At 64.3% G+C, this 26,975-nt stretch carries 25 protein-coding genes and 1 pseudogene; 20 read left to right on the top strand and 6 right to left on the bottom strand.

The window, feature by feature from the left end:
* The 3 genes and pseudogenes from NCT05_RS09415 to phaR form a co-directional block, all read left to right on the top strand.
* Nucleotides 1-150: pseudogene (locus tag NCT05_RS09415) on the top strand (acetyl-CoA C-acetyltransferase); the annotation flags it as partial.
* An 87-nt stretch (nucleotides 151-237) separates the two neighbouring features.
* Nucleotides 238-978, top strand: a complete 741-nt coding sequence (locus tag NCT05_RS09410) for a 3-ketoacyl-ACP reductase (protein WP_008349413.1) — start codon at nucleotides 238-240, stop codon at nucleotides 976-978.
* 155 nt (nucleotides 979-1,133) lie between these two features.
* Nucleotides 1,134-1,709 (top strand): polyhydroxyalkanoate synthesis repressor PhaR, encoded by a 576-nt coding sequence (phaR, locus tag NCT05_RS09405; RefSeq protein WP_033537161.1) that lies wholly within the window; start codon nucleotides 1,134-1,136, stop codon nucleotides 1,707-1,709.
* A gap of 69 nt (nucleotides 1,710-1,778) precedes the next feature.
* Here phaR and NCT05_RS09400 read toward each other — a convergent pair whose 3' ends face one another.
* Both NCT05_RS09400 and NCT05_RS09395 read right to left on the bottom strand, forming a co-directional pair.
* Nucleotides 1,779-2,360, bottom strand: coding sequence for a hypothetical protein (locus NCT05_RS09400; RefSeq protein ID WP_250502176.1), 582 nt, complete (start codon nucleotides 2,358-2,360; stop codon nucleotides 1,779-1,781).
* A 19-nt stretch (nucleotides 2,361-2,379) separates the two neighbouring features.
* A complete protein-coding gene (locus NCT05_RS09395; protein WP_250502175.1) occupies nucleotides 2,380-2,562 on the bottom strand; it encodes a hypothetical protein in 183 nt (60 codons plus the stop codon).
* Nucleotides 2,563-2,812: 250 nt separating this feature from the next.
* Between NCT05_RS09395 and rimO the strand changes: the two genes are divergently transcribed.
* The 5 genes from rimO (at nucleotide 2,813) to NCT05_RS09370 (ending at nucleotide 8,198) form a co-directional block, all read left to right on the top strand.
* A complete protein-coding gene (rimO, locus tag NCT05_RS09390; protein WP_051079027.1) occupies nucleotides 2,813-4,150 on the top strand; it encodes a 30S ribosomal protein S12 methylthiotransferase RimO in 1,338 nt (445 codons plus the stop codon).
* Between the two features lie 4 nt (nucleotides 4,151-4,154).
* On the top strand, nucleotides 4,155-5,078 hold the full coding sequence (locus NCT05_RS09385) for a sugar kinase (RefSeq protein ID WP_033537160.1): 924 nt from the start codon (nucleotides 4,155-4,157) through the stop codon (nucleotides 5,076-5,078).
* 28 nt (nucleotides 5,079-5,106) lie between these two features.
* A complete protein-coding gene (gene bktB, locus NCT05_RS09380; RefSeq protein WP_250439818.1) occupies nucleotides 5,107-6,291 on the top strand; it encodes a beta-ketothiolase BktB in 1,185 nt (394 codons plus the stop codon).
* A gap of 23 nt (nucleotides 6,292-6,314) precedes the next feature.
* Nucleotides 6,315-6,938, top strand: coding sequence for a hypothetical protein (locus tag NCT05_RS09375; protein ID WP_144403838.1), 624 nt, complete (start codon nucleotides 6,315-6,317; stop codon nucleotides 6,936-6,938).
* A gap of 66 nt (nucleotides 6,939-7,004) precedes the next feature.
* A complete protein-coding gene (locus NCT05_RS09370; RefSeq protein WP_008349419.1) occupies nucleotides 7,005-8,198 on the top strand; it encodes a cystathionine beta-lyase in 1,194 nt (397 codons plus the stop codon).
* 38 nt (nucleotides 8,199-8,236) lie between these two features.
* Here the strand turns inward: NCT05_RS09370 and serB are convergent, their stop codons facing one another.
* Nucleotides 8,237-9,076 (bottom strand): phosphoserine phosphatase SerB, encoded by an 840-nt coding sequence (serB, locus tag NCT05_RS09365; protein WP_008349420.1) that lies wholly within the window; start codon nucleotides 9,074-9,076, stop codon nucleotides 8,237-8,239.
* Nucleotides 9,077-9,122: 46 nt separating this feature from the next.
* Nucleotides 9,123-10,079, bottom strand: coding sequence for a LysR family transcriptional regulator (locus NCT05_RS09360; protein WP_034473407.1), 957 nt, complete (start codon nucleotides 10,077-10,079; stop codon nucleotides 9,123-9,125).
* Between the two features lie 100 nt (nucleotides 10,080-10,179).
* On the opposite strand from NCT05_RS09360, the gene NCT05_RS09355 reads away from it, so the two are divergent.
* The 11 genes from NCT05_RS09355 to NCT05_RS09305 all read left to right on the top strand — a co-directional run bounded on the left by NCT05_RS09355 (nucleotide 10,180) and on the right by NCT05_RS09305 (nucleotide 22,958).
* Entirely contained in the window at nucleotides 10,180-11,196 is a 1,017-nt protein-coding gene (locus tag NCT05_RS09355; RefSeq protein WP_250502174.1) for a zinc-binding alcohol dehydrogenase family protein, read from the top strand.
* Nucleotides 11,197-11,353: 157 nt separating this feature from the next.
* Nucleotides 11,354-11,905 (top strand): DUF6013 family protein, encoded by a 552-nt coding sequence (locus tag NCT05_RS09350; RefSeq protein WP_008349423.1) that lies wholly within the window; start codon nucleotides 11,354-11,356, stop codon nucleotides 11,903-11,905.
* Nucleotides 11,906-12,201: 296 nt separating this feature from the next.
* Nucleotides 12,202-13,110, top strand: coding sequence for a non-homologous end joining protein Ku (ku, locus tag NCT05_RS09345; RefSeq protein ID WP_008349424.1), 909 nt, complete (start codon nucleotides 12,202-12,204; stop codon nucleotides 13,108-13,110).
* A gap of 18 nt (nucleotides 13,111-13,128) precedes the next feature.
* The gene (gene ligD, locus NCT05_RS09340) at nucleotides 13,129-15,843 is read left to right on the top strand and encodes a DNA ligase D (RefSeq protein WP_034473413.1); all 2,715 of its coding nucleotides are present in this window, start codon (nucleotides 13,129-13,131) and stop codon (nucleotides 15,841-15,843) included.
* Nucleotides 15,844-15,863: 20 nt separating this feature from the next.
* Nucleotides 15,864-16,166: a hypothetical protein gene (locus NCT05_RS09335; RefSeq protein WP_008349427.1), complete on the top strand. Its 303-nt coding sequence runs from the start codon at nucleotides 15,864-15,866 to the stop codon at nucleotides 16,164-16,166.
* 203 nt (nucleotides 16,167-16,369) lie between these two features.
* Nucleotides 16,370-16,999, top strand: coding sequence for a biliverdin-producing heme oxygenase (locus NCT05_RS09330; RefSeq protein ID WP_008349429.1), 630 nt, complete (start codon nucleotides 16,370-16,372; stop codon nucleotides 16,997-16,999).
* Entirely contained in the window at nucleotides 16,996-19,368 is a 2,373-nt protein-coding gene (locus NCT05_RS09325; protein ID WP_250502173.1) for an ATP-binding protein, read from the top strand. The genes NCT05_RS09330 and NCT05_RS09325 overlap by 4 nt, the downstream gene beginning before the upstream one ends.
* Nucleotides 19,361-19,825 (top strand): response regulator, encoded by a 465-nt coding sequence (locus NCT05_RS09320; RefSeq protein WP_008349436.1) that lies wholly within the window; start codon nucleotides 19,361-19,363, stop codon nucleotides 19,823-19,825. The genes NCT05_RS09325 and NCT05_RS09320 overlap by 8 nt, the downstream gene beginning before the upstream one ends.
* A 74-nt stretch (nucleotides 19,826-19,899) precedes the next feature.
* The gene (locus tag NCT05_RS09315) at nucleotides 19,900-21,837 is read left to right on the top strand and encodes a hybrid sensor histidine kinase/response regulator (protein WP_250439809.1); all 1,938 of its coding nucleotides are present in this window, start codon (nucleotides 19,900-19,902) and stop codon (nucleotides 21,835-21,837) included.
* A 132-nt stretch (nucleotides 21,838-21,969) separates the two neighbouring features.
* Entirely contained in the window at nucleotides 21,970-22,443 is a 474-nt protein-coding gene (locus NCT05_RS09310) for a VOC family protein (protein ID WP_008349441.1), read from the top strand.
* 38 nt (nucleotides 22,444-22,481) lie between these two features.
* Complete coding sequence (locus tag NCT05_RS09305; protein ID WP_008349443.1) at nucleotides 22,482-22,958, top strand: VOC family protein; 477 nt, start codon at nucleotides 22,482-22,484, stop codon at nucleotides 22,956-22,958.
* Between the two features lies 1 nt (nucleotide 22,959).
* On the opposite strand, the gene NCT05_RS09300 is transcribed toward NCT05_RS09305, so the two are convergent.
* Complete coding sequence (locus NCT05_RS09300; protein WP_008349446.1) at nucleotides 22,960-23,775, bottom strand: ABC transporter permease; 816 nt, start codon at nucleotides 23,773-23,775, stop codon at nucleotides 22,960-22,962.
* A complete protein-coding gene (locus NCT05_RS09295; RefSeq protein WP_250460236.1) occupies nucleotides 23,772-24,461 on the bottom strand; it encodes an ABC transporter ATP-binding protein in 690 nt (229 codons plus the stop codon). Before NCT05_RS09295 ends, NCT05_RS09300 begins: the two co-directional genes overlap by 4 nt.
* Nucleotides 24,462-24,585: 124 nt before the next feature.
* On the opposite strand from NCT05_RS09295, the gene NCT05_RS09290 reads away from it, so the two are divergent.
* A complete protein-coding gene (locus NCT05_RS09290) occupies nucleotides 24,586-26,967 on the top strand; it encodes an AsmA family protein (protein ID WP_250502172.1) in 2,382 nt (793 codons plus the stop codon).
* Nucleotides 26,968-26,975: the final 8 nt, after the last annotated feature.

The raw sequence follows: 26,975 nt of genomic DNA, 5'->3' as shown, positions 1-26,975 counted from the left end.
ATCGCGATCGGTCATCCGATCGGCGCGTCGGGCTGCCGGATTCTCGTCACGCTGCTGCACGAAATGCAGAAGCGCGATGCGAAGAAGGGTCTGGCGTCGCTGTGCATCGGCGGCGGCATGGGTGTCGCGCTGGCGGTGGAACGTCCGTAATAAGTCACAGATAGTCACTGGCGGGATTGGGAAGGGCCAGCGGGCGGCAAGGAGATCGCCGTCCGCATAACGAAAATGGAGTGAGGAATGGCGAAGCGTATAGCGTATGTAACCGGCGGGATGGGCGGCATCGGCACCAGCATCAGCCAGCGCCTGCTTAAAGATGGCTTTACGGTCGTCGTGGGCTGCGGTCCGAATTCGCCGCGCCGGGTGAAATGGCTGGAAGACCAGAAGGCGCTCGGCTTCGAATTCATCGCCTCGGAAGGCAACGTCGGCGACTGGGAATCGACCAAGAACGCGTTCGACAAGGTCAAGGCCGAAGTCGGCGAGATCGATGTCCTCGTGAACAACGCGGGCATCACGCGCGACGTCGTGTTCCGCAAGATGACGCACGAAGACTGGACCGCCGTCATCGACACGAACCTGACGAGCCTCTTCAACGTGACGAAGCAGGTCATCGACGGCATGGTCGAGCGCGGCTGGGGCCGGATCATCAACATTTCGTCGGTGAACGGGCAGAAAGGCCAGTTCGGCCAGACGAACTACTCGACCGCCAAGGCCGGCATTCACGGCTTCACAATGGCGCTCGCGCAGGAAGTGGCCACGAAGGGCGTGACGGTCAACACCGTGTCGCCGGGCTATATCGGCACGGACATGGTGAAGGCGATCCGTCCGGAAGTGCTCGAGAAGATCGTCGCGACCATTCCGGTGCGCCGTCTCGGCACCCCGGACGAAATCGGCTCGATCTGCGCGTGGCTCGCGTCCGAAGAATCGGGCTTCGCGACCGGCGCGGACTTCTCGCTGAACGGCGGCTTGCATATGGGCTGACGGGCGGCGGCTTCCCGCGACGCCGAAACGCGCGCGGGAAGTCACCACTCGCCGGATTTATCAACGATGCGGCGAACATGCAGCAGCGCTTTTTTGCGACAACGCAAGACCTGCTTGCTGCCATCGCAGTAAAGTTTTGCGTTTAAAGGCGTTAAATGACCACCACTACTACTACAAAGAAACCCGCCGAACGACTCATCAAAAAGTATCCAAACCGTCGGCTGTACGACACGGAAACGAGCACCTACATCACGTTGTCGGATGTAAAACAGCTCGTGCTCGATCAGGAAGATTTCAAGGTGCTCGACGCGAAGTCCAACGACGACCTCACGCGCAGCATCCTTCTGCAGATCATTCTGGAAGAAGAGAGCGGCGGCCTGCCGATGTTCTCGTCGGTGATGCTCTCGCAGATCATCCGTTTCTACGGCCACGCGATGCAGGGCATGATGGGCACGTATCTGGAGAAGAACATCCAGGCGTTCATCGACATCCAGCAGAAGCTGACCGAGCAGAGCAAGGGCATCTACGACGGCAACGCGCTCAACCCCGAAGTCTGGTCGCAGTTCATGAACATGCAGGCGCCGATGATGCAGGGCATGATGACGAGCTACATCGAGCAGTCGAAAAACATGTTCGTGCAGATGCAGGAGCAGATGCAGTCGCAGGCGAAGTCGATGTTCAACACGTTTCCGTTCCCGACGCCCACGCCTTCGTCGACGGAAAAGAAGTAGTCCGGTTCGAGGGCGCGTGCGGGCGTCGAGGCTTGCGCGCCTCGGCGTGAGCGCTCGCGCGCCGTCCGTTCATTGCCCGCCCACGGCTCTCGTCGAATCGTACGCCAGCGCCGCGCCGAAATGGCCGCGATACGTATAGGCGCCGTGGTGCTCCAGTGTCGAGCGTGCATCCACGTACACCTTTCCGCCAGAATCGCGCCAGCGGCGGCAAAACGCGTAGTCCTCGGAAAGATAGCGCCCGGTTTCCGGCTCGACCATCACGTCGAAGAAACGATGGCAGTAGCCGTGCAACGGCGAATCCGGCGGCGCGTCGGGCACGTAGCGCAACTCGGGCATGCGCGCGATCATCGTTTCGAGCACCGCGCGGCGTATGCACATGAAGCCCGTCGGCGCCTCGTCCACTTTCATGAAGCCGTCGTCGTCCACTTCGAGGCGCGCGCCGTCATGCGAATTCACCGGATAGCGCAACGCGCGTTCGAGAAACTGCGCTTGCGTGAGCCCGGCGGGAATCTCGCCCGTCCAGTCGATGCGCTTGAGCGGATACACGCCGGCGACGACATCGCGACCCGCGAGCAGCAGACGCAGCACCTGCTCCGGCGTGAAGCCGATATCGGCACCGATCCAGAAGAGATGCGTGTGCTCCGTATGCATCAGAAAATGCGCGACGGCTTCATTGCGCGCGCGTGACGAGACTTTCGCCGGCGCAGATGCGCATCGAGCCTCGCACGCCGAGGCGCCAGAGCTCGTTGGTGAGCGTGAGCATGCTGGTGGCGTAGCCGGACGTCACTTGGCCCGAGTAGCAGGGCGTGATGAAGAGCGGATTGAAATGGCGCAGCGCTGAGTAGTCGAGCATGAAACCGATGTGTGATTCGAAGCAATGAGAGACGCGGGAAGCCGCGGATTCGCTCGAGTTTGCTGCGCGCCAGCTTCAATCGGAATGAGACAAAGGAAAAGGGGGCCGAGCCGTGTCGGCGGCTCGCCGATGTAAAATAGTGGATTGGCCTCTTGCGTTCCCACAAGACACTCTTCCCGTGAAAAATTCTTTAGATTCAATCGATTCAATCGATTCACTCGCCAGGACGAAGCCCGCGCCGAAAATCGGCATGGTGTCGCTCGGCTGCCCGAAAGCGCTCGTCGATTCCGAGCAGATCATGACGCAGTTGCGCGCCGAAGGTTACGAAATCTCCGGCACCTATGACGGCGCGGACCTCGTCGTCGTCAACACCTGCGGCTTCATCGACGAAGCCGTGCAGGAAAGCCTCGACGCCATCGGCGAGGCGTTGAGCGAGAACGGCAAGGTCATCGTGACCGGCTGTCTCGGCGCGAAAAAGAGCGCGAGCGGTTCGGGCCTCATCGAGGAAGTGCATCCGAAAGTGCTGGCCGTCACCGGTCCGCACGCGACCAACGAAGTCATGAACGCGGTGCATACGCATCTGCCGAAACCGCACGATCCGTTCACCGATCTCGTGCCGCCCGCCGGCATCAAGCTGACGCCGCGCCACTACGCTTACCTGAAGATTTCGGAAGGCTGCAACCATCGCTGCACGTTCTGCATCATCCCGTCGATGCGCGGCGATCTCGTCTCGCGCCCCGTCGCCGAAGTCATGCTGGAAGCCGAAAATCTGTTCAAGTCCGGCGTGAAGGAACTGCTCGTGATTTCGCAGGACACGAGCGCGTACGGCGTCGACGTGAAATACCGCACGGGTTTCTGGAACGGCAAGCCGCTCAAGACGCGCATGACCGAGCTCGTCGGCGCGCTCGGCGAACTCGCCGCGCAGTACGGCGCGTGGGTGCGCCTGCATTACGTGTATCCGTATCCGAGCGTCGACGAAGTCATCCCGATGATGGCCGAAGGCCCGCTGCGCGGCCACGTTCTGCCGTATCTCGACGTGCCGTTCCAGCACGCGCATCCCGAAGTGCTGAAGCGCATGAAGCGCCCGGCGAACGCGGAAAAGGTGCTCGAGCGCGTGAAGACATGGCGCGAAATCTGTCCCGATCTGACGATTCGCAGCACGTTCATCGCGGGCTTTCCGGGCGAGACGGAAGAGCAGTTTCAGACGCTGCTGGATTTCCTGAAGGAAGCGGATCTGGATCGCGTCGGCTGCTTCGCGTATTCGCCGGTCGAAGGCGCAACGGCGAACGAACTCGACGGCGCGTTGCCCGACGAAGTGCGCGAGGATCGCCGCGCGCGCTTCATGGAACTCGCGGAAGAACTGTCCGCGAAGCGCATGAAGAAGAAGGTCGGCAAGACGCTCAAAGTGCTCGTCGATGAAGTGGGCGCGGAAGGCGGCATCGGCCGCACGGCGGCGGACGCGCCGGAAATCGACGGCGTCGTGTACATCGCGCCGACGACGAAGGCATCGAAGCGCTACAAGGCCGGCGACTTCGTGTCGGTGAAGATCACCGGCGCCGATGGCCACGATCTCTGGGGCGAGGTCTAAAGCCATGCCAGGGATGCCGCACGTCCTCGCGCTCGGCGAGGCCATGATCGAGTTCAATCAGTCGACGCGCGATCAGCCGAACTATCTGCAAGGCTTCGGCGGCGACGTCTCCAACTTCCTGATCGCGGCATCGCGCCAGGGCGCGGCGACGGGCTTCGTGTCCGCGGTCGGCAACGATCACTTCGGGCAATTGCTGCTCGATCTGTGGTGCGCGGAAAACGTCGATACGTCGACGGTGCGCGTCGATCACGATGCGCCCACGGGCGTCTATTTCGTGTCGCACGGCGAGAGCGGGCATCGCTTCGACTATCTGCGCGCGGGTTCGGCGGCGAGCCGCTACGCGCCGTCGCACTTGCCGCTCGATGCGATCGCCGCCGCGAAGGTCGTGCATCTGTCGGGGATCAGTCTCGCGATCGGCGTGGCCGCCTGCGATGCCGCGCTCGCCGCGATCGACCATGCGCGCACGCACGGCGTCAAGGTCAGCTTCGACACGAACCTGCGCCTGAAGCTGTGGCCGCTCGCGCGCGCCCGCGCGGTCATGCTCGAAGCGATCCGCGCAACCGACATCTGCCTGCCGAGCTGGGACGACGTCACGCTGCTCACCGGCCACGAAGACAAAGACGCGATCGTCGATGCGCTGCTGAAACTCGGTCCGAAGGTCGTCGCGCTGAAGCTCGGCAAGGAAGGCGCGTATATCGCGACGCCGGACGAGCGGCGCGTGGTGCCGGGCCGCGTCGTGCAGGCGGTCGATGCGACCGGGGCGGGCGACTGCTTCGGCGGGGCGTTCATCGCGCGCATCGTTGCAGGCGACGATCCTTTCGCCGCGGCGCGCTACGCGAACGTCGCCGCGGCTTTGTCGACGCAAGGTTTTGGCGCAGTGGCGCCGATCCCGCGAAAGGACGAGGTCGAGCGCGCGCTGGCAGAATAGCCGAACCTCAAACGAAGGAGACGACAACATGCAACGTGAAGTGGTGGTGGTAAGCGGCGTGCGCACGGCGATCGGCGATTTCGGCGGTTCGCTGAAGGACTTCAGCCCGACCGATCTCGGTGCGCGCGTCGTGCGCGAAGCGCTGTCCCGCGCGAACGTCGCGGGCGATGAAGTCGGTCACGTCGTGTTCGGCAACGTCGTGCATACGGAGCCGCGCGACATGTATCTCGCGCGCGTCGCGGCGCTCGACGGCGGCGTCACGCAGCATGCGCCCGCGCTCACGGTGAACCGTTTGTGCGGCTCGGGCTTGCAGGCGATCGTGTCGGCGTCGCAGTCCATTCTGCTCGGCGATGCCGATGTCGCCATCGGCGGCGGCGCGGAAAGCATGAGCCGCGCGGCGTACATCATGCCCGCCGCGCGCTTCGGCCAGCGCATGGGCGACACGCGCATCGTCGACATGATGGTCGGCGCGCTGAACGACCCGTTCGACAAGATCCACATGGGCGTGACGGCCGAGAACGTCGCGGCGAAGTTCGGCATCACGCGCGAGATGCAGGACGCGCTCGCGCTCGAATCGCACCGGCGCGCGGCGAAAGCGATCGAAGCCGGCTATTTCAAGGATCAGATTCTGCCGATCACGCTCGCTTCGAAGAAAGGCGACACCGTGTTCGACCGCGACGAGCACGTTCGCCTGAACGCCACCGCCGAAGACTTCGCGAAGCTCAAGCCGGTTTTTGCGAAGGAAAACGGCACGGTGACGGCGGGCAACGCGTCGGGCATCAACGATGCGGCCGCGGCCGTCGTGCTGATGGAGCGCTCGCTTGCGGAAAAGCGCGGCGCGAAACCGCTCGCGCGGCTCGTCGCGTACGCGCACGCGGGCGTCGATCCGAAGATCATGGGCATCGGCCCGGTTCCCGCGACGCAGAAGGTGCTGGAGCGCGCGGGCCTCTCCGTCGACGATCTCGACGTCATCGAAGCAAACGAGGCGTTCGCCGCGCAGGCGTGCGCCGTATCGCAGGAACTGAAGCTCGATCCCGCGAAGGTCAATCCGAACGGCTCGGGCATTTCGCTCGGGCATCCGATCGGCGCGACCGGCGCGCTCATCACCGTGAAGGCGTTGTACGAACTGCAGCGCATCGGCGGGCGTTACGCGCTCGTGACGATGTGCATCGGCGGCGGCCAGGGCATCGCGGCGATCTTCGAGCGCATTTGAAGGACTCACGGATGATGCCAAGCATGAAAGGGCCGCGGACGGTCGCGGCCTTGACGATCTTCGCCGCGCTTGCCGCGTGCAATTCTCCGATGCCGGCGGGCCAGACCGGCGTGCAGGCACAGAACGCACGCGAGCCAGCGGGTGCCGACGCGCACGGCGCGCAAGCCGCGATCAAGGAACTCGCGCTGCCGCCGCAGAAGCCGCTCACGCCGAATCCGGAGTACGCGAAGTTTCCGCGCTACGTCGGCACGCTCGGCGACAAGCAGATCGAGATGAAACTCGGCGCGAAAACCGACGAGCCCTCCGGCGTGCACGGCGAGTACCGGTTCGCCGGCAGCCCGAACGTGATTCTCGTCGCGGGCGACCGCGACGGCGACACGCTCGAAATCGAGGAATCGAACGACGGCACGCACATCACGGGCAACTGGGTCGGCAAGTTCGCGGCGGACGGCAGCGTGTCCGGCGAGCGCATGAACCCGGACGATTCGAACCCGCAGCCGTTCGATCTGCGGCCCGCCGCGGCCGGCAAGACCTTGCCCGCGACGGGCACCGCGAAGGCGCCGCCCGCGCCGTCGCTGGAACCTGCGCCGCCCGCGCCGCCCAAGAATGCCGTGGGCGGCACGAGCAACGTCATCATCGGCGAATGATTCGCTCTGTCTTCACCCCGCCGGGCGTTCCGGCGGCGGTCTCTTTTCATTCCGTATTGCAAAGCCATGACTGATTCCAGCAGCAAGGACCGCGATCTGCAAACCCGCATCGTTCAGCCTGAAGACCGCATCACGCCCGGCTTCGAGTCGTTCTCGGTGCCGGTCGCGCGCGCATCGACGGTCGTGTTTCCCGATCTCGCCTCGATGCGCTCGCTCGTCTGGAGCGACGATTCGAAGTGGCGCTACGGCCTGCACGGCACGCCGACGACCATCGCGCTCGCGCAGCGTCTCGCCGCGATCGAGGGCGGCGAATTCGCGCTGCTGCAGCCGTCGGGGCTCGCCGCGATCTCCAACATCTACTTCGGTCTCGTGAAAGCGGGCGATCACGTTCTCGTGCCCGACAACGCCTACGGTCCGAATCGCGATCACGCCGACTGGCTCGCCGCCGATTTCGGGCTGGAAGTGACCTATTACGATCCGATGACCGGCGCGGGCATCGCCGATTCGATCCGTCCGAACACGAAGCTGATCTGGCTCGAAGCGCCCGGCTCGGTGACGATGGAAGTGCAGGACGTGCCGGCGATCGTCGCCGTCGCGCGCGCGAAGGGCATCGTCACGGCGATCGACAACACGTTTTCCGCGGGCCTCGCGTTCAAGCCGTTCGAGCATGGCGTCGACATTTCCGTGCAGGCGTTGACGAAATATCAGTCGGGCGGCAGCGACATCCTGATGGGCGCGACCATCACGCGCGATGAGGAACTGCACAAGAAGCTCAAACGCGCGCGGATGCGTATGGGCATCGGCGTGTCGGCGGACGATGCGTCGCTCGTGCTGCGCAGCCTGCCGTCGATGAAAGTGCGCTACGAAGCGCACGACCGCACCGCGTACGCGCTCGCCCAGTGGCTCAAGACGCGGCCCGAAGTGAAGGCGGTGCTGCATCCGGCGCTGGAGGATTGTCCCGGCCACGCGTTCTTTGCGCGCGACTTCAAGGGCGGCGCGGGCGGGCTGTTTTCGATCGTCTTCGATGGCCGCTACACGAGCGCGCAAGTCGATGCGTTCGTCGAAGCGCTCGAACTGTTCTCGATCGGCTGGAGCTGGGGCGGCGCGCACAGCCTCGCGATGCCGTACAACATCCGCTCGATGCGCACCGCGTCGCAATGGCCGCACGAAGGCGTGCTGGTGCGTTTCTACGTCGGTCTCGAAGCGGAAGCGGATTTGCGCGCGGATCTCGAAGCCGCGCTCGCCAAGGCGTTCGCCTGAATGAAAACGGCGCCCCGAAGGCGCCGTTTTCACATCGATCAGAAGAGCCGCAACAAGCCGTCGAGTCCGACGAAGTTGAACGCGAGACTCGCCGATTGCCGCACGACCGGCTTCGCGCGGAACGCGACCGATAATCCGGCTTCCGCCATCATCTTCAGGTCGTTCGAGCCGTCGCCCATTGCGATCGCGCGTTTCGGATCGATGCCGATCTGCGCGCACGTTTCGATGAGCGTGCGCGCCTTCACATCCGCGTTCACGATCTCGCCGACGACCTTGCCGGTCAGCTTCCCATCGACGATTTCGAGCGTATTCGCGCGCGTGTAATCGAGGCCGAGCCGCGCCTTCAGACGCTCGGTGAAGAACGTGAAGCCGCCCGACACGAGCAGCGTTTTCAGGCCCGCCGCGCGCGCGCCTTCGAGCATGCGTTCCGCGCCCGGCGACAGTTGCAGGCGCTCTTCGTAGACGCGTTCCAACGCGCTTGCATCGAGACCTTTGAGGAGCGCGACGCGCCGCGTGAGGCTCTCGTTGAAGTCCTTGATCTCGCCGCGCATCGACGCTTCGGTGATTGCCGCGACTTCGGCTTTCAGCCCGCAAAAATCCGCGATTTCGTCGATGCACTCGATCGTGATGAGCGTCGAATCCATGTCCATCGCGACGAGGCCGAAATCGGCGAGCTTCGCGTTCGCTTCGATAAAGGCGTAATCGAGCGCATGGGTGCCGCAATAAGCGTCGATGTCGGGGCGCTGCAGCGGATCGGCGTCGATGAGACGCAGAAGGGTGTCGTCGACGCGCTGCGTCTCTTTGGCGCGTGCGAGCGCCGCGAGCGGCCGCAGATGCGAATCGGAAATGGCGCTGGGACTTTGAATGACGAGGTTCATCAAAAAGAGCAGGAAAGGGCGGCGAAACCGCCATTGTAAAGAACCTTCAGCGCTGCACGCGCGCCGGATCGACATCCCAGTAAGGCGGCTCGCCGAACTGTACTGCGAGGAAGTCGATGAACGCGAGCGTCTTCGGCGGCACGAACGCGCGGCTCGGATACACCGCCCAGATCGCGACGGTCTGCGCGAGCGGGTAATCGTCGAGCACGGTGACGAGTTCGCCGCTCGCGAGCAAGGGCGCGACGCTCCACGTCGATTTGAGGCCGATGCCGATGCCCGCCGCGAGCGCATCCCGGATCACTTCGCCGTTGTCCGTCACGATGCGCCCGGACACGCGCACGTCGATGACGCCCGTCGGCGTGACGAAGCTCCAGTCGCGCTGATCGGCGAGGATCACGCATTCGTGATCGACGAGATCGGCGGGATGGCGCGGCGTGCCGTGTTCGGCGAGATACGCGGGCGATGCGCACAGCACGCGCCGGTTGCTCGCGAGCTTTTTCGCGACGAGCGTCGAATCCTTCAGCGCGCCGATGCGGATCGCGAGGTCGATGCCTTCATCGACGAGATCGACGATCTGATCGGTCATGCGCAAATCGACGGTCACGCCGGGAAACTGGCGCAGAAACGCCGGAATCAGCGGCGAGATGTGCTGGCGGCCGAGCGAAGACGGCATCGTCACGCGCAGCCGGCCATGCGGATGCGCCCGCGCGCGCCCGACCGATGCGCGCGCGGCTTCGGCGGCGTCGAGCAGTTCGCGCGCGCGCGCCGCGAAAATCTCGCCTTCCTGCGTGACGGAGACCCGCCGCGTCGTGCGATGCAGAAGCCGCGTGCCGAGCATGCGCTCCAGCCCGGCGATGCGCGCGCTCGCCACCGCCGGCGACAAGCCGAATTCCCGCGCCGCCGCCGACAGATTCGCCAGCGCCGCCGCGCGCACAAAAAGGCCGACGTCGAGCAGATCGAGCCGCTCGCGCGTCGTGTCTTCCGTTACAGGATCGCTCGCCATTCGATGGATTTCCCGAAAAATGTTTCAGCGATTATGACGGTTTTCGAAAGACCGATCGCACTTTAAGATCGAATCCAGTCCACTCACGACGGAGCAAAAAATGAAAGCCATCGGTTTGACCTGCTATCTCCCGATTTCCAATCCCGAATCGCTCGTCGATATCGAACTCGACAAGCCCACGCCGACCGGCCGCGATCTGCTCGTGAAAATCGAAGCGATCGCCGTCAATCCCGTCGACACGAAAGTGCGCGCGCCGAAAGACAAGGTCGAGGCGACGCCGCGCGTGCTCGGCTGGGACGCGGCGGGCGTCGTGGAAGCGGTCGGCCCGGACGTGACGCTCTTCAAGGCCGGCGATCCGGTCTACTACGCGGGCGACATTACGCGTCAAGGCGCGAACAGCGAGTTTCATCTGATCGACGAGCGCATTGTCGGCGCGAAGCCGAAATCGCTCGATTTCACCCACGCCGCCGCGCTGCCGCTCACGACGATCACCGCGTGGGAAGCGCTCTTCGAGCGGCTCGGCGTGTCGGCGGAAGGCAAGGACGCGGGCAAGTCGGTGCTGATTATCGGCGGCGCGGGCGGCGTCGGCTCGATCGGCATTCAGCTGGCGAAGCGCGTCGCGAAATTGCAGGTGATCGCCACTGCCTCGCGGCCCGAATCGGCGAAATGGGCCGAAGACCTCGGCGCGGATCACATCGTCAATCACTTCGACGACATTCCGAAGCAGATGAAGGCAATCGGCTTTCCCGAAGTCGATTACGTGCTGATCTTCAACGACACCGACAAGCATTTTCCCGCGGCCGCCGACGTCATCAAGCCGCAAGGCGGCATCGCGTCGATCGTCGAGAACGCGCAGCCCGTTCCCGTCGAATTGCTGAAAGCGAAGAGCGCGGCGTTTCACTGGGAGTTCATGTTCACGCGCGCGATGTTCAAGACGCCCGACATGATCGAGCAGCACAAGCTGCTGTCCGAAGTGGCGCGGCTGATCGACGCAGGCACCATCCGCACGACGCTCGGGAAGAATCTCGGCGCGATCAACGCGGCGAATCTGCGCGAGGCGCATCGCCTTCTGGAAGAAGGGCGCACGGTCGGCAAGCTCGTGCTGACCGGCTTCTGACGAATGTGTTGACGAACATCATCGACGTTGCTGCTCACGCGGGTTTTCCACTAGGATGAGCCAGCGGGCGGGGCGCTAGACTGGATCGGCCCTACAGCTTGCCGGCGCTTCGCGGCGCCGGTCTTTCCTTCCAAGCGCTCGATACGGAGGTGGCGGCATGAATCGTCGTTTGATCGTTCGTCGCATCGTTTCCGTCGCCGCGCTCGCGCTGTTCGCAGCGACCGCCCACGCGACGCCAGGCATCAAGGTTCTCTCCGAAGCGCCCAATGACGGCCCCATCAAGTACACGGTGAAGATGGCGTCGAAGAATTTCGGCAACGAGCAGGAAACGCGCACCATCCGCTCGGGCCAGACCGACGACTTCACCTGGCAGGGCACCGCGCCGAGCGGCGCGCAGGCCGTACCGGACGGGTGCCCGCAGGCGGCGTCGGTGCCCAAAAGCGCCGACGGGCAGGCGGTGCGGCAAGTGCAGATCCGCTTCGCGCCGGTCGTCGCGGACAACGGCGCGGCGAACGTGCAGATCAGCTTTCGCGCGTACGCGCCGAAGGGCACGAGCAAGGTGACCGTGGGCGGCAAGAGCCTGCAATGTCCCGTCGATAATCGCTTCAGCCAGATCGTGCGCTTCTCGATGCCGACTTCTACCGGCTCCAAGAAAACCGTCACGCTCGATGACGGCACGCAGTTGACCGTCACCGCGAGCCGCAAGTAACTCGATGGACGCGCCAGCCTTCCCGGCGCGTTTTTTCGATGCCGCATACGCAACTAACTGTCTTGTTTTCCGAACCGCGCAAACTTGTCGCGCAAACTCATCCTCAGTAAAGCTTACAGATGAACGGCTGCACGCAAGCGCGGGCGACCCGGCGCGCCGTGCGTCCGCACGCCCGCGCCGCTTGGCACGCTTTGTGCGATTCTTGTCGATGCCGCGCTGAAAACAGCGCGCAGAAACGCTTGGGCGCATGTTCCCGAGCGTATCCATCGATTCGATCCGACAGCGAAGGTGCCGCAATGCCGCACATGATCTGGAAAGGCGCGATCAGCTTCGGGCTGGTCCACGTGCCCGTGCAACTCTATCCGGCGACGCAGTCGGAGAAGGTCGGCTTCAACCTGCTCGACAAGCGCTCGATGGACCCGATCGGCTACAAGCAGATCAACAAGAACACGGGCAAGGAAGTCACGCGCGACAACATCGTGCGCGGCTTCGAATACGAGAAGGGCAAGTACGTCGTGATGACCGACGCCGAAATCCGCGCGGCCAATCCCGAATCGACGCAGACGGTCGATATTCTCGCCTTCGTCGATGCGCCCGAGATCTCGTTCCTCTCGCTCGATACGCCGTACTACCTCGCGCCCGATCGCAAAGGCGAAAAGGTCTACGCGCTGCTTCGCGATGCGCTGAAGGATACGGGCAAGGTCGGCATCGCGAGCGTCGTGCTGCACAACAAGCAGCATCTGGCGGCGCTGATTCCGGTCGGCCCCGCGCTCGCGCTCAACACGCTGCGCTGGGGCGACGAAGTGCGCGACTTCAGCCAGTTCAAGTTCCCGGACGAAGACACGAAAAAGGCCGGCGTCACGCCGAAGGAACTCGAAATGGCCAAGCGTCTCATCGACGACATGAGCGACACCTGGGACCCGACGAAGTATCACGACACCTTCAAGGACGACATCATGGCGCTCGTCGACAGGAAGGTGAAGGAAGGCAAGGTCGCCGAGGTGATGAAGATTGACGAAGGTGGCGAGGAAAAGGCATCCGCCGACATCCTCGACTTGTCCGAACTGCTCAAGCGCAGCCTGAAGAAAGGCGGCGCGGCGAAACGCGGCGGCAAGGCCGCGCAATCCGATGACGATTCGGGCGACGAAAGCGGCGAGGAAACCGCGCGTCCGGCACGCAAGACGACGCGCCGCAAACGCGCATAAGCGCACGACCCAACGACGATGGCTGAGAAACTCGAAACCTATCAACGGATGCGGCGTTTCGACAAGACGCCGGAGCCGTCCGGCGCCACGAAGCGCAGCGCGCGCGCGAAAAAGGCCACGCAAAGCGCGCTGTCCTTCGTGATTCAGGAACACGACGCGCGCCGCTTGCATTACGACTTCCGTCTCGAACTCGATGGCACGCTCAAATCATGGGCGGTGCCGAAAGGGCCGAGTCTCGATCCGTCGGTGAAGCGGCTGGCGGTGCACGTCGAAGATCATCCGCTCGATTACGGCTCGTTCGAAGGCGAGATTCCCGAAGGCAACTACGGCGCGGGCAGCGTCATCGTGTGGGATCGTGGGACCTGGGCGCCGCAATCGGGCAGCGTCGAGGACGCGGCGCGCGAGTATGCAAAGGGCAAGCTCAAGTTCACGCTCGACGGCGAAAAGCTGCACGGCGGCTGGACGCTCGTGAAAAGCCACATGCGCGGCAGCGGCGACAAGGAGCAATGGCTGCTGATCAAGGAGCGTGACGACGAAGCCCGCCCCGAAGCCGAGTACGACATCTTGCTGAAGAAACCCGGCAGCGTGCTGTCCGATTCGCTCGGCGCACGCGACGAAACCGGTGCGCTGCGCGAGCGCAACGAACGCAAGGCGGGCGCGAAGAAAGCGCCGGCGCGCAAGACCTCGGCGAAAGCAGCGAAGGCGGGGAATGGTCACGCGCATCCGGATATCGTCGCGAATCGCAACGCCGAGTCGTTGCGCACGTTGTCGCACGAACCGGCGATCGAAGGCGCGCAAAAGGCGAAGCTGCCCGCGACGCTCAAGCCGCAACTCGCCACGCTCGTCGATGCCGCGCCGCCCGGAGATGATTGGGGCTACGAAATAAAGTTCGATGGCTATCGCGTGCTCGCGCGCATCGAAACGGTGAAGGGCAAGCGTGAAGTTCGCATCTATACGCGCAACGGCAACGACTGGACCGCGAAGTTCTCGAAGCAGGTCAAGGCGCTCGACAAGCTCGATATCGAAAGCGGCTGGCTGGACGGCGAAGCCGTGGTGCTCGACGAGCGCGGCTTGCCCGACTTCCAGGCGCTGCAGAACGCATTCGACGTGGGGCGCCCGCAAGACATCGTCGTCTATTTCTTCGACGTGCCGTATCTGAACGGCTACGACTTGCGCAACGTGCCGCTCGTGCAACGCCGTGCGATCCTGAAGGCGGTCATCGAGCCGCTCGACGATCCGGTGCTGCGCTTCTCGCAAGACTTCGCCTTTCACGCCGACGACCTGCTCAAGAGCGCTTGCGACATGGCGCTGGAAGGCATCATCGGCAAGCGGATCGACAGCACCTATGTCTCGGGGCGCAGTGCGTCGTGGATCAAGCTCAAGTGCAGACGCCGCCAGGAATTCGTGATCGGCGGCTATTCGGAGCCCTCTGGCAGCCGCGGGCAGTTCGGCGCGCTGCTGCTCGGCGTCTACGATACGGACGGCAAGTTGCAGTACGCAGGGCGCGTCGGCAGCGGCTTCGATCACGCGACGCTCGTCGCGGTGAAGAAGGAACTCGACAAGCGCGAGACTCAACGCATGCCCTTTGCAAGCGAGCCGCAGGAACGCAGCCGCACGCCCGTGCATTGGGTGAAGCCCGAGCTCGTGGCGGAATGCAATTTCGCGGAATGGACCAAGGAGCGCATCGTGCGACAAGCATCGTTCGTCAGTTTGCGGGACGATAAACCCGCGCGTCAGATCGTGAAGGAAGAGCCCGTGGCCGCGAAGAAAGTCGCGGCAAAGAAAATCGCGGCGAAGAAGACGACGGCCGCGAAAAAGGCCAAGGCAAGTCCGGCTGAAATCGAAGGCGTGAAGATCAGCCATCCGGATCGCGTGATCGACAAATCGACGGGGCTGACCAAGCTCGACGTCGTCGAGTATTACGCGTCGGTCGCCGACTGGATGCTGCCGCATCTGAAGGATCGGCCGGTGTCGCTCGTGCGCGCGCCGGAAGACATCGGCGGCGAGCTCTTCTTTCAGAAGCACAGCGCGAAGCTCGCGATTCCGCATATCACGCAGCATCCCGATATCGATCCGGGACATCCGCCGCTGCTCACGATCGAATCGTCGCAGGCGCTCGTCGGCACCGCGCAGATGGGCACGATCGAGCTGCATACGTGGAACGCGGTGGCGTCGAACATCGAGAAGCCGGATCGCATGATCTTCGATCTCGATCCGGGCGAAGGCGTCGGCTGGGAACGCATGATCGAGGCCGCGAAGCTCACGAAGGATCTGCTCGTCGAGCTCGGTCTCACGTCGTTCTGCAAGACGAGCGGCGGCAAGGGCTTTCATGTGGTCGTGCCGCTTGCGAAGCAGGCGAGCTGGGACGACATGAAGGATTTCTCGCAGGCCGTCGCGCAGCATATGGCGAGCACGCTGCCCAAGCTCTTCTCCGCGAAAATGGGCATGCAGAATCGCAAGGGCAAGATCTTCATCGACTATCTGCGCAACAACCGCGGCTCCAGCACGGTCGCCGCATTCTCGCTGCGCGCGCGGCCGGGGCTCGGCGCATCGATGCCGCTTGCCTGGGACGAACTCGATTCCGTCACGAGCGGCGATCAATGGCATATCGGCAACGTGCGCGAGCGGCTCGATGCGCTGAAGAGCGATCCGTGGGCGGGCTATGACAAGGCGCGTCAGCGGCTCACGGCGGAGATGAAGAAGCGGCTTGGCATGAACGCATCGCGCAAGTGAGCGTTCACAAGGAGACGAACATGAAGCAGGCGAGCGCGGGCCCGGAGAGCGTGCCCGAACGCGGACGCGAAATGGCGAGCAAGGATCGCGAGAAGCAGGCGCGCGACGATGCGTCGAACGCGCCGCTGCCTCACGAGGCGGATCAGAACGTCGAATCGCAACGCGAACATGGCGCGCGCGATGTTGGCAAGCAGGCGCACGAGGACCTCGAACACGGTCTCGTCGACACGGACCGGCGCGGCGGCGGCGACTATCAGCGCGACACGCAGCGCGACGAACATGCGAATGCGAACAGCGGCGAAGGGCAGTCGAAGGAGCGCTGAACCGAACGCTGAAAAGCCTTCGCGGATGGCAGCGCGCGGGCCGCTTGCGTAGAATGATTCGTTGATCGGGAGCGGGCTTGAACGCAACGTTCGCCGCGTTTTTTCTACCGATGCGCGTATTTCAACAAGCGCGCAAACCGGTAAGCCCTTCCGATGCTTGCATCCCATGACCGCTTTGCGGACTGAAGCCAACACAACGGAACATGCCACTCGACCTTCTGTCCCGTCTGAAGAACGAAACCGCTGCGTGCCACGCGCGGCTGGAGAATGCGCTCGACCTGATGCGGGACGACCTTCAGCGCGACGAATACATCGCGCTGCTCGAACGATTCTATGGTTACGTCGCGCCGTGGGAAGACGCGGCGGCCGCGTGCCTGCCGTCGTCGCTCGCGGACTTTTTCGATGCGCGCCGCAAGGCGTCGCTCCTCGCCGCCGATCTCGCCGCGCTGACGGGTGAAACGCCGTCCGCCGGATCGCTGCCGCAAGCCGGCGCGCGCGATGACCTGCCGCGTATGGACAACATCGGCGATGCCATCGGCTCGATGTACGTGATGGAAGGCAGCACACTCGGCGGCCGCTTCATCGCGCCGCATGTGGCCGCGCGTCTCGATCTCGCGCCGGGCATCGGCAACGCGTATTTCGACGGCTACGGTCCGCGCACGGGCAGCATGTGGAACGCGTTTCGCGAGACCGCGGCGGCAAGCGTGCCCGAACGCCTTCACGACGATGCGGTGAAAGCCGCCATCGCGACGTTCGAAAGTCTGCAAGCGTGGTTGTGTCCTGAAGCAATCGGCATCGAGTATTCGCAGCCCGCGCCGGGAGCGGGTTCATGAGCGAGTCCGCGAGCGAGCCGCCCATCGGCGCGAGGGCCGTGCGCGAAGCATCGCAAGGACCGCCCGATGCCGAAGCGCGCCGGCGCACGCTCAGCTCGGGCGTCGCCAGCCAGGACTGCGATGCCGAGCCGATCCACATTCCCGGCGGCATCCAGCCGCATGGATTTCTGCTCGTGCTGTCCGACGATCTGCACATCCTGCAGGTCAGCGAGAACCTCGTCTCGCTGACGAACGCGGGTGTCGACGAACTGCTCGGCGCTCCGCTCGATGTCGTGCTCGGCGCGGCGGGCGCGCAGCGCATCGGGCAGGCGGCCGCCACGTCCGCGCTCGACGACGCGCCGCTTTACATCGGCCCGATCGATCTCGCGCCGTCGTCGTCCGATAAGGCGTTGCGCCTCGATGTGACGATACATCGTCATGACGGCACGCTCATCGTCGAGATGGAGACCGCCGCCGCGACGGGCGATGCGTTCGCGTCGATGTATCCGCTCGTCCGCACGTTCGCGCGCGGGCTGCAGGAGGGCGGCAGCGTGCAGGCGCTCGCGGAGCTCGGCGTGCGCGAAGTGCGGGCGATCACGGGCTTCGGCCGCGTGATGCTCTATAGCTTCGACGAGGAAGGCCGCAGCCACGTGCTCGCGGAGGACCGCGACGCGAGTTATCCGTCGTTCCTGCATCAGTTCTTCCCGGCGTCGGACATTCCGCGTCAGGCGCGCGCGCTGTATCTGAAGAACCGTATCCGCCTCGTCGCCGATGTCGACTACACGCCCGCGCGCCTCGTGCCGAGCGTGAATCCCGTCACCGGACGCCCCACCGATCTCACGTTTGCGACGCTGCGCAGCTTCTCGCCCGTGCATCTGGAGTACATGCGCAACATGGGCACGCATGCGTCGATGTCCGTGTCGATCGTCGTGCGGGGACAGTTGTGGGGACTCATCTCGTGTCACGATCACAGCGCGCGCATCGTGCCGTTCAATACGCGCGTCGCGGTCGAGCATCTCGGGCACATGCTGTCCTTGCAAATCGAAGCGAAGGAAGAGCGCGCCGAGGGCGAATATCTGAGCGCGCTGCGCCGCACGATGAGCCGCCTGATTTCGGCGATGGGCGAGCACGAGAACTTCGTCGCCGGCTTGCGCGCCGTGCCGGGCGACGTACTGAGTTTCGCGCGTTCCGCGGGCGCGGCGATCGTCTTCGACGATCAGGTCACGCTGCTCGGCGCGACGCCCGACGAGGACACCGTGCGCGCGCTCACGCACTGGCTCGCGGAAAACACCTCCGGCGTGTGGGCGACGGATTCGCTCGCGCGCGAATGGCCGCCCGCCAAGGCGCACGCAGACAAGGCGTGCGGCGTGCTCGCGGTGCCGGTCTCGCAGATCTTCCGCAACTATTTGCTTTGGTTCCGTCCCGAACTGATGCAGACGATCGAATGGGCGGGCGAGCCGGTCAAGATCGAAAGCGCGGATGGCTCGAGCGCGCCGCGCACGAGCTTTTCGCCGTGGCTCGAAACGGTGCGCGGCCATTCGGCGCTGTGGCGTCAGAGCGAGCTCGAAATCGCCGCCGAACTGCGCGGCGCGCTGCTGAACATCGTGCTGCGCCGCGCGGAAGAGCGCGCGGAACTCGCGACCGAACTCACGCGCGCGAACAAGGAGCTGGAGGCGTTCTCGTATTCGGTATCGCATGATCTGCGCGCGCCGCTGCGCCATATCGCCGGATACGGCGATCTTCTGCGCGAGCAGGAAGGCGAGCGCATGTCGGACAAGAGCCGGCGGTTTCTCAACAACATGCTGGAATCTGCGCGTTTCGCGGGCACGCTCGTCGACGACCTGCTGACGTTCTCGCAGATGGGCCGCGCCGCGCTCCGGCCCGCGCCGGTCGATCTCGGCCTGCTCGTGAAGTCGGTCGTGCAGGAAGTCGAGGTGGAAGGCTCGGGAAGAAGCATCGAATGGGTGATCGGCGATCTGCCGCGCGTGACCGGCGACGCCGCTTTCCTTCAGCTTGCGGTGCGCAACCTGATATCGAACGCGGTGAAATATACGCGGACGCGGGAATCGGCGAAAATCGAGATATTCGCGACCCGAAGCGGCGACGAATACGTGATCGGCGTGCGCGACAACGGCGTCGGCTTCGACATGAAGTACGGCGCGAAGCTGTTCGGGGTGTTCCAGCGACTGCATCGCGCGGAAGAGTTCGAGGGCACGGGCATCGGGCTCGCCAACGTGCGGCGCATCATCGAGCGTCATGACGGGCGCACGTGGGCCGAAGGGCGGCTGGGAGAGGGCGCGGTATTCTATTTCTCGCTGCCCGTGACATTCCGCAACGCGAACGGGACGCAAGGCGCGCCAAATACAAAGTCAAGAAAAAACCATGCTTAAACCGATATTGCTCGTCGAAGACAATCCGAACGATCTCGAGCTCACGCTCGTCGCGCTCGACAAGAGCCAGCTCGCCAACGAGGTGATCGTGGCGCGCGACGGTCAGGAAGCCATCGACTATCTCACCTCCGAAGGCGAGTGGAAGGAACGCGCGCCCGGCAATCCGGCGGTGATCCTGCTCGACCTGAAGCTGCCGAAGATCGACGGCCTCGAAGTGCTCGACATGATCCGCTCGAACGCATCGCTGAAGAGCGTGCCGGTGGTCATGCTCACGTCGTCGCGCGAGGAGCAGGATCTCATCCGCAGCTATGAACTCGGCGTCAACGCATATGTGGTGAAGCCGGTGGAATTCGCCGAATTCGTCGAGGCGATCAGCGATCTCGGCGTGTTCTGGGCCGTGCTCAACGAGCCGCCGCCGGGCTCGACGCGCTTTCGCCGCCCGCCGCCCGCGCAATGACCGCTGCGCCCATGAGCACGAATCCGTCCCGGCCGGTGCGCCCGCAAGCGTCCTTTCAAGAGGACGCCTAGATCATGCAGCCTCTGCATCTGCTTCTCGTCGAAGACAACGCACTCGATGCGGAGCTGACGATCGCCCAACTCGAACGCGCGGACTATGCGGTCGAGGCGTCGATCGTGTACGACTCCGCGGCGTTCATCGCCGAGCTGGAGAAAAAGCGCTTCGACGTGATCCTCGCCGACTTCGTGATGCCGACCTTCTCGGGCATCGAGGCGCTCACCATCGCGAGCGAGCGTTCCCCGGACACGCCGTTCATCTTCGTGTCGGGCTTGCTCGGCGAAGAGCACGCCGTCGATATGCTCAAGCGCGGCGCAACCGATTACGTGCTGAAACAGCGCCTGCAGCGGCTGCCCGCCGTCGTGCGCCGCGCGATGCGCGAGAGCGCCGAGCGCGCGCAACGCATCGCCGTCGAGCGGGCGTTGCGCGAAACGGAGACGCATTTCCGCCTGCTCATCGATGCGCTGAAGGATTACGCGGTCATCACGCTCGATCCCGAAGGCCGCATCCGCACATGGAACGCGGCGTCGGAGCGCATTCTGGGCTTTCCCGCGCAGGACGTGCTCGGCCAGTCCGCGAACATCTTCTATGCGCAGGAAGATCGCGAGGGCGGCGTGTTCGACGCCGAGCTGGAAACCGCGCGGCGCGAAGGCAGCGCGAGCGACGACCGCTGGCTCTGGCGCAAGGATGGCCATTCGTTTTTCGCCTCGGGCGTGACGACGGCGATCCGCAGCGAGCACGACGAACTGATCGGCTTTTCGAAGATCGTGCGCGACGCGACCGACGCCCACATGGCCGCCGACGCGCTGCGGCTCGCAAAGGATCAGGCGGAATCGGCGAATCGCGCGAAGGACCATTTTCTGGCGGTGCTCTCGCATGAACTGCGCACGCCGCTCACGCCGATTCTCGCCGCCGTGCGCCTGCTCGAAATGAAGCACTCGCTGCCGCGCGAGGCGCATCCGACGCTCGATCTCATCCGCCGCAATGTCGAGCTGGAAGCGCGCCTCATCGACGATCTGCTCGATCTCACGAGCATCGCGCGCGGCAAGCTGTCGCTGAATTTCGCGAGCGTCGCGCTCGATACCTTGCTGACGAGCGCGCTCGACATGTCCGAAGCCGATCTGCGCGCGAAGAGCCTCACGCTCGAAACGCATTTCGACGCGGGCCGGTTCGTCGTGCTCGGCGACGCGGCGCGCCTTCAGCAGATCATCTGGAATCTGATGAAGAACGCGGTGAAGTTCACGCCGGCGGGCGGGCGCATCGACGTGCGGACCTGGAATCCGGATCCGTCGACGATCGCCGTTTCCGTGACGGACAGCGGCATCGGCATCAGCGCGGAGGCGTTGCCGCGCATTTTCTCGGCGTTCGAACAGGCTGACGATTCCATCACGCGCTCGTTCGGCGGCCTCGGGCTCGGTCTCGCGATCGCGAGCACGCTCGCGCAGAAGCACGGCGGCACGCTTTCGGCCTACAGCGAAGGCCGCGACGCGGGCGCGCGCTTCACGCTGACGCTGCCGCTCGCGAAACTGCAACCCGCGCGCGAGGACGAGCCGCTCATCGAAGCCGCGAGCCGGGAACAGGGACGCGCGCTCAAGGTACTGCTCGTGGAGGACAACGAGCAGACGTCGTCGGCGATGGCCGAAGTGCTCGAAATGCTCGGCCACGAAGTGTCGGTTGCCGTAACGGTCGCTCAGGCGCTCGAACGCGCGAAGAGCGGGCCGTTCGATCTGCTCGTCAGCGATATCGGCCTGCCGGACGGCAGCGGACTCGATATCGCGCGCGCGTGGCAGAGCCTGCAGCCCGACAAGCCGTCGGTGGCGATCACGGGCTACGGCATGGACGAGGACATCCGCCGTTGCCGCGAAGCCGGTTTTCGCGATCATCTGACCAAGCCGGTCAATTTCTCGCGGCTCGAAGCGCTGATTCAATCGCTCGCGGAACAGCATTCGAAATAAGCTATCGGCGCGCGCCGGTCGAAGAAATTTGACAGGCGTCTGCGGGCTTGTGTCGATTCGCGCGCGGCCCGTTCGTCGTAGGCTATGAGACCGCGCCAAACCCGGCGCGCTCACTCACTACACGGAGCCGACATGTCCCAATCCGCCGTCAAGCCGATTCCCGAAGGCATGCGTTCGCTGACCCCGCATCTCGTGTGCGCGGGCGCCGCAGAAGCGATCGAGTTCTACAAGCGCGCGTTCAACGCCATCGAGCTGGGCCGCATGCCCGGGCCCGACGGCAAGCTCATGCACGCGATGGTCAAAATCGGCGATTCCATGCTGATGCTCGTCGATGAGTTCCCGCAATTCGGCTCGGTCGGTCCGAAGGCGCTGAACGGATCGCCGGTCACGATTCACCTGTATGTCGAAGACGCCGACGCCACCGTGAAGCAGGCCGAAAGCGCCGGCGCGAAAGTCACGATGCCCGTCGCCGACATGTTCTGGGGCGACCGCTACGGACGTCTCGAAGACCCGTTCGGTCATCAATGGTCGGTCGCGACGCATACGCGTGACATGACGCCGGAAGAAATGAAGCAGGCGATGGCGCAGCAGCCTTGCGGTCAATGAACGAAACCACGCACGCTAGTGAGAACGGAGCAACGCACATGCACAAGATTTCGCCCTGTCTGTGGTTCCAAGGCGGCAACGCCGAAGAGGCCGCGAACTTTTATGTCAGCACGTTCAGGAACGCGCGCATCAAGGACATCATGCGCAGCACCGAGTCGGGCCCGAAGCCGGTCGGCAGCGTCATCGCCGTGATGTTCGAACTCGAAGGCGAGGACTTCCTGGCGCTGAACGGCAATCCGGAGTTCGCGTTCACGCCGGCCGTTTCCATGTTCATCAAGTGCGAGTCGCAGGAAGAAGTCGACCACTACTGGGACAAGCTGATGGACGGCGGCCGTTCGCTGGCCTGCGGCTGGCTCACGGACCGCTTCGGCGTGACGTGGCAAGTTGCGCCGACGCGTCTGCTCGGCATGTTGCAGGACCCGGACCCGGTGAAAGCCGACCGCACCATGAAAGCGATGCAAGGGATGATCAAGCTCGATCTCCCGGCGCTCGAGCGGGCGTACAACGGCGAGTGAGCTACGCGGCGCGTTTGCGGGCTTTTCGTTCGACGAGCTTCGACGCCATGAACCGATGGTCCCGCGAAAACAGCCGCCGATACGTCAGCACGACGGCCCCGACCACGCCGAGCCCCGAGCCCGCCGCAATCAGAAACATGATGACGATCTGATACCGCACCGCCTGCAATGGCGACTGCCCGGCGAGCACCTGGCCGGTCATCATGCCGGGAAGGCTGACGAGACCGACCACGGCCATCTGATTCAACGTCGGAATCATGCCCGCGCGCACGGCCTGGCGCGCGGGTCTCTGCGCCGCTTCCCAGCGCGAGGCGCCGAGTGCGAGCGACATCTCGACCGCCGCGCGTCCCGAAGTCAGTTCTTCCGTCATGCGCTCGATGCCGAGCGACACGCCCGTCAGGCAATTGCCGAGGATCATCCCGAGGATCGGAATCGCGTATTGCGGCTCATACCACGGATGAATCCGGATCACGACGAACAGCCCGAACGCGCCGATCAGCCACGAACTGCCCCAAATCGACAGGATGCTGTCCGCGCGCTGTCCGCGATAAGTGCGCCGTCCGCGATCGGAGGCGGCGAATCCGGCGATGACCGTCATCAGCGCCATCAGCGGCAGCACGACATACCAGCGATTGAACGCGAACACCCAGCCGAGCACGTACCCGATCAGCAGCAATTGCACGACGGTGCGGATCGCGGCGACGAAGAGCTTGCGTTCGAGACCGAGGTCGAGCGCAACCGACAGCGCGCCATTGACGACAATCAGCGCCGCCGCCAGGCCGATATCGAAGAGACTGAGGTTCTGATAGCCGCTCATCGCTTGTCCTCGCCGAGTACGCCTGCGTTCATCGTCAGATGACGCGTGGCGACGCGCCGCGCCTGATCCGGATCGTGCGATACCCAGATGCACGCGCGCGCGTCATCGGCGTCGAACCACGCGGCCACGAGCGCTTCGATCGAGCGTGCCGACGCCGGATCGAGCGATGCGGTCGGTTCGTCGAGCAGCAGCACGTCGGGCGCGAGTTGCAGCACGCGCACGAGCGCGGCGATCTGCGCCTCGCCGCCGGACAGATCGCTTGCGAACTTGTCGAGGAAGTCCGCGCTGCGTCCGGCCGCCTGCGCGAGCCGCATCGCGATATCGCGATCGAAATGCGTGTCGCGATAAGCCTTCAGCGAAAACGGATAGCGCAGATTGTCTTCGACGGTGCCGTCGAGCATCGCGGGCCGTTGCGCGATATACGCGACGCGCCGCCTGTAAGCCGGAATCTGCGCACGCGCGATGCGCTCGCCGCGCCACGTAACGAAACCGGCATCGCACGCATCGAGCAGCGCGAGCGTGCGCAGAAACACGCTCTTGCCCGAGCCCGACGGTCCGGTGATCGCGGCGCGCTGGCTTTTGTCGAGTGCGAAATCCGTGGCATGCAGCAGCACCGTGCCGCGCGCGGCGTCCCGGCGCATCACGCCGTGCGTGGCGACGAGTTCGGTCGATGTCGCGTCCTGCATCGTGGGTGTGTGTGTCGTTCTCTGGATGAGCATCTTACGGACATTCGGCATTCAGCGGACGCATAAGCCGCGGGCACACGATGTGCTGCCGCAATCATAATCAGCAAAAAAGGATGGAGCCGTCATGGCGCAGGCCCGAACGACCGGAAAAAAAATTGGAAGGATCGTCGCATGGATTTTTGCCGTTCTGGCGGTTCTGATCGCAATACTGGTGGTCATTTTTCTGACGTTCGACTGGAACCGGCTGCGGCCCTGGGTGGACGACAAGGTATCGGAAGCAATCGGCCGCCGCTTCGAAATCACCGGCGATCTGAAAGTCGGCTGGCAGCGTCCGCCAAACGAGACGGGCTGGAAACGCTGGGTGCCGTGGCCGCGCTTCTCCGCTGAAAAAATCACGATCGCGAATCCGGACTGGGCGCGCCAGCAGCACTTCGCCACGCTCGATGAAATCGACTTCCAGGTCGAAGTGCTGCCGCTGCTCGCGCACGACATCGTGATTCCGACGATCAATCTCGTGAATCCGTCGATCGATGTCGAGCGGCTCAAGGACAATCGCAATAACTGGACGTTCAAGTTCAAGCAATCGACCGAGCCGTCGACCTGGAATCTCAAGCTCGGCGATATTTCACTCGCGAAGGGCACCGTCGATATCCACGATGAAGTCACGAAGGCCGAGATGCAGGTCGTCATCGATACGCTCGGCCAGGCCGTGCCGATCGGCGAGGTGATGAAGCAGCAGGAAGCGGCGTCGGCGAAGTCGTCGGCGGAAATGGTCGGCAAGAGCGGCGCGGCGAAGCTCAACAAACAAGCGGATGTGGCCGCGGCCTCGGAAGCGTCGGCGGCGTCGGCTGCATCGGCGGCGGCTGCGGCGAACGCATCGGCGCCGAATCCGGCGAGCACGTCGGCCAATACCAGCATCACGACCAAGGAAGGCCCGAAACCGCCGATTCCGCCGTACGCATTCGGCTGGACCGTGAAGGGCACGTACAACAACGGCAAGGTTTCGGGCGAAGGCAAGCTCGGCGGCGTGCTCGCCGTGCAGGACGCGAAGCGCCCGTTCCCGGTTCAGGCGGACGTGCGCCTCGGCGACACGCATATCGCGTTCGTCGGCACCGTGACCGATCCGGCGCATCTGGCCGCGCTCGATCTGCGCCTGTGGGTTCAGGCGGTGAGCATGGCGCATCTGTATCCGTTCACGGGCGTGACCTTGCCCGAAACGCCGCCGTTCGCGACCGAAGGGCGTCTGACCGGCCAGTTCCGCGAGGACGGCAACGTGTTCCACTACGAGAACTTCACCGGGCGCGTCGGCGGCAGCGATATCAACGGTTCGCTCGTCTATGCGGGCAAGAAGCCGCGTCCGCTCCTGAAGGGCGAGCTCGTGTCGCATCTGCTGCAGTTCAAGGATCTCGCGCCGATCATCGGTGCCGATTCGAACGCGAGCAAGGCGAAGCGCGGCGAGACGGAGAAGCAGCCTTCGTCGAAGGCGCTGCCGACCGAAGAGTTCAAGACCGATCGCTGGAAGGCTATCGATGCCGACGTCAAGTTCACCGGCCAGCGCATCATCAAGGATCCTGATCTGCCGATCACCGATCTGTACACGCACGTCATCATGAACGACGGCGTGCTGTCGTTCGAGCCGCTCAAGTTCGGCGTGGCGGGCGGCTCGCTCGCATCGAACATTCATCTCGACGGCAGCGCCGCGCCGCTCAAGGGCCGCGTGTCCGCGCAGGCGCGGCATCTGAAGCTCAAGCAGCTGTTCCCGACCGTGAAGACGATGCAATCCGCGCTCGGCGAGGTCAACGGCGACGCCGCGCTTTCCGCGACCGGCAATTCGCCCGCGGCGCTCGCGGCGACATCGAACGGCGAGGTGAAGGCGCTCATCACGGAAGGCACCGTGAGCCGTCTGTATATGGAAGCGGCGGGGCTGAACGTGGCGAACGTGGTCTACGAGAAGCTCTTCGGCAAGCGCGACGTGAACATCAACTGCGCGGCGGCGGATTTCGTCGTGACCGACGGCGTGCTCGATTCGCGCGTGTTCGCGCTCGATACCGACGATGCCGTCATCAATGTCGACGGCACGATCAATCTGAAGACCGAGGACATGGATCTCGGCATCCATCCGCACACGAAGGGCCTGCGCATTTTCTCCCTGCGCTCGCCGCTGTACGTGAAGGGCACGTTCAAGGATCCGCACGTCGGCGTGAGTCCGGTGCTCGCGCTGCGCGGCGCGGCCGCCGTGGGTCTCGGTCTCATCAATCCGTTCGCGGCGCTGATTCCGCTCATCGCACCGAGCAACAACAAGCCGCTGCCTTGCCAGCAGATGCTCGCCGATATCGGCAAAGCGCCGACCGCGCCGCCCGCAGGGCAGAAGCAGAAGGCGAAGGCGGCGCCGGCGTACATGTCGTCGGATGCGGCGGCGACCGGCGTGGCCAAGTCCAAGGACAAGGACGCGAAGAAGCCGGCGGCGCCGGCGCCCGCCAGCGCCGCGCAGTATCGCGGCAGCTAAGTCGCCGC

Origin of the sequence: Caballeronia sp. AZ7_KS35, assembly GCF_023631045.1 — a bacterium.
GTDB lineage: Bacteria > Pseudomonadota > Gammaproteobacteria > Burkholderiales > Burkholderiaceae > Caballeronia > Caballeronia zhejiangensis.
Note: the sequence above shows the minus strand (reverse complement) of the source record. Positions and strands in the feature narration are given on the sequence as shown.

What these genes read in the sequence shown, in the direction of transcription:
- NCT05_RS09410 (WP_008349413.1), top strand. Translation starts at nt 238, where the DNA reads ATGGCGAAGCGTATAGCGTATGTAACCGGCGGGATGGGCGGCATCGGC.
- phaR (WP_033537161.1), top strand. Translation starts at nt 1,134, where the DNA reads ATGACCACCACTACTACTACAAAGAAACCCGCCGAACGACTCATCAAA.
- NCT05_RS09400 (WP_250502176.1), bottom strand. Translation starts at nt 2,360, where the DNA reads ATGCATACGGAGCACACGCATCTCTTCTGGATCGGTGCCGATATCGGC.
- NCT05_RS09395 (WP_250502175.1), bottom strand. Translation starts at nt 2,562, where the DNA reads ATGCTCGACTACTCAGCGCTGCGCCATTTCAATCCGCTCTTCATCACG.
- rimO (WP_051079027.1), top strand. Translation starts at nt 2,813, where the DNA reads ATGGTGTCGCTCGGCTGCCCGAAAGCGCTCGTCGATTCCGAGCAGATC.
- NCT05_RS09385 (WP_033537160.1), top strand. Translation starts at nt 4,155, where the DNA reads ATGCCAGGGATGCCGCACGTCCTCGCGCTCGGCGAGGCCATGATCGAG.
- bktB (WP_250439818.1), top strand. Translation starts at nt 5,107, where the DNA reads ATGCAACGTGAAGTGGTGGTGGTAAGCGGCGTGCGCACGGCGATCGGC.
- NCT05_RS09375 (WP_144403838.1), top strand. Translation starts at nt 6,315, where the DNA reads ATGAAAGGGCCGCGGACGGTCGCGGCCTTGACGATCTTCGCCGCGCTT.
- NCT05_RS09370 (WP_008349419.1), top strand. Translation starts at nt 7,005, where the DNA reads ATGACTGATTCCAGCAGCAAGGACCGCGATCTGCAAACCCGCATCGTT.
- serB (WP_008349420.1), bottom strand. Translation starts at nt 9,076, where the DNA reads ATGAACCTCGTCATTCAAAGTCCCAGCGCCATTTCCGATTCGCATCTG.
- NCT05_RS09360 (WP_034473407.1), bottom strand. Translation starts at nt 10,079, where the DNA reads ATGGCGAGCGATCCTGTAACGGAAGACACGACGCGCGAGCGGCTCGAT.
- NCT05_RS09355 (WP_250502174.1), top strand. Translation starts at nt 10,180, where the DNA reads ATGAAAGCCATCGGTTTGACCTGCTATCTCCCGATTTCCAATCCCGAA.
- NCT05_RS09350 (WP_008349423.1), top strand. Translation starts at nt 11,354, where the DNA reads ATGAATCGTCGTTTGATCGTTCGTCGCATCGTTTCCGTCGCCGCGCTC.
- ku (WP_008349424.1), top strand. Translation starts at nt 12,202, where the DNA reads ATGCCGCACATGATCTGGAAAGGCGCGATCAGCTTCGGGCTGGTCCAC.
- ligD (WP_034473413.1), top strand. Translation starts at nt 13,129, where the DNA reads ATGGCTGAGAAACTCGAAACCTATCAACGGATGCGGCGTTTCGACAAG.
- NCT05_RS09335 (WP_008349427.1), top strand. Translation starts at nt 15,864, where the DNA reads ATGAAGCAGGCGAGCGCGGGCCCGGAGAGCGTGCCCGAACGCGGACGC.
- NCT05_RS09330 (WP_008349429.1), top strand. Translation starts at nt 16,370, where the DNA reads ATGCCACTCGACCTTCTGTCCCGTCTGAAGAACGAAACCGCTGCGTGC.
- NCT05_RS09325 (WP_250502173.1), top strand. Translation starts at nt 16,996, where the DNA reads ATGAGCGAGTCCGCGAGCGAGCCGCCCATCGGCGCGAGGGCCGTGCGC.
- NCT05_RS09320 (WP_008349436.1), top strand. Translation starts at nt 19,361, where the DNA reads ATGCTTAAACCGATATTGCTCGTCGAAGACAATCCGAACGATCTCGAG.
- NCT05_RS09315 (WP_250439809.1), top strand. Translation starts at nt 19,900, where the DNA reads ATGCAGCCTCTGCATCTGCTTCTCGTCGAAGACAACGCACTCGATGCG.
- NCT05_RS09310 (WP_008349441.1), top strand. Translation starts at nt 21,970, where the DNA reads ATGTCCCAATCCGCCGTCAAGCCGATTCCCGAAGGCATGCGTTCGCTG.
- NCT05_RS09305 (WP_008349443.1), top strand. Translation starts at nt 22,482, where the DNA reads ATGCACAAGATTTCGCCCTGTCTGTGGTTCCAAGGCGGCAACGCCGAA.
- NCT05_RS09300 (WP_008349446.1), bottom strand. Translation starts at nt 23,775, where the DNA reads ATGAGCGGCTATCAGAACCTCAGTCTCTTCGATATCGGCCTGGCGGCG.
- NCT05_RS09295 (WP_250460236.1), bottom strand. Translation starts at nt 24,461, where the DNA reads ATGCAGGACGCGACATCGACCGAACTCGTCGCCACGCACGGCGTGATG.
- NCT05_RS09290 (WP_250502172.1), top strand. Translation starts at nt 24,586, where the DNA reads ATGGCGCAGGCCCGAACGACCGGAAAAAAAATTGGAAGGATCGTCGCA.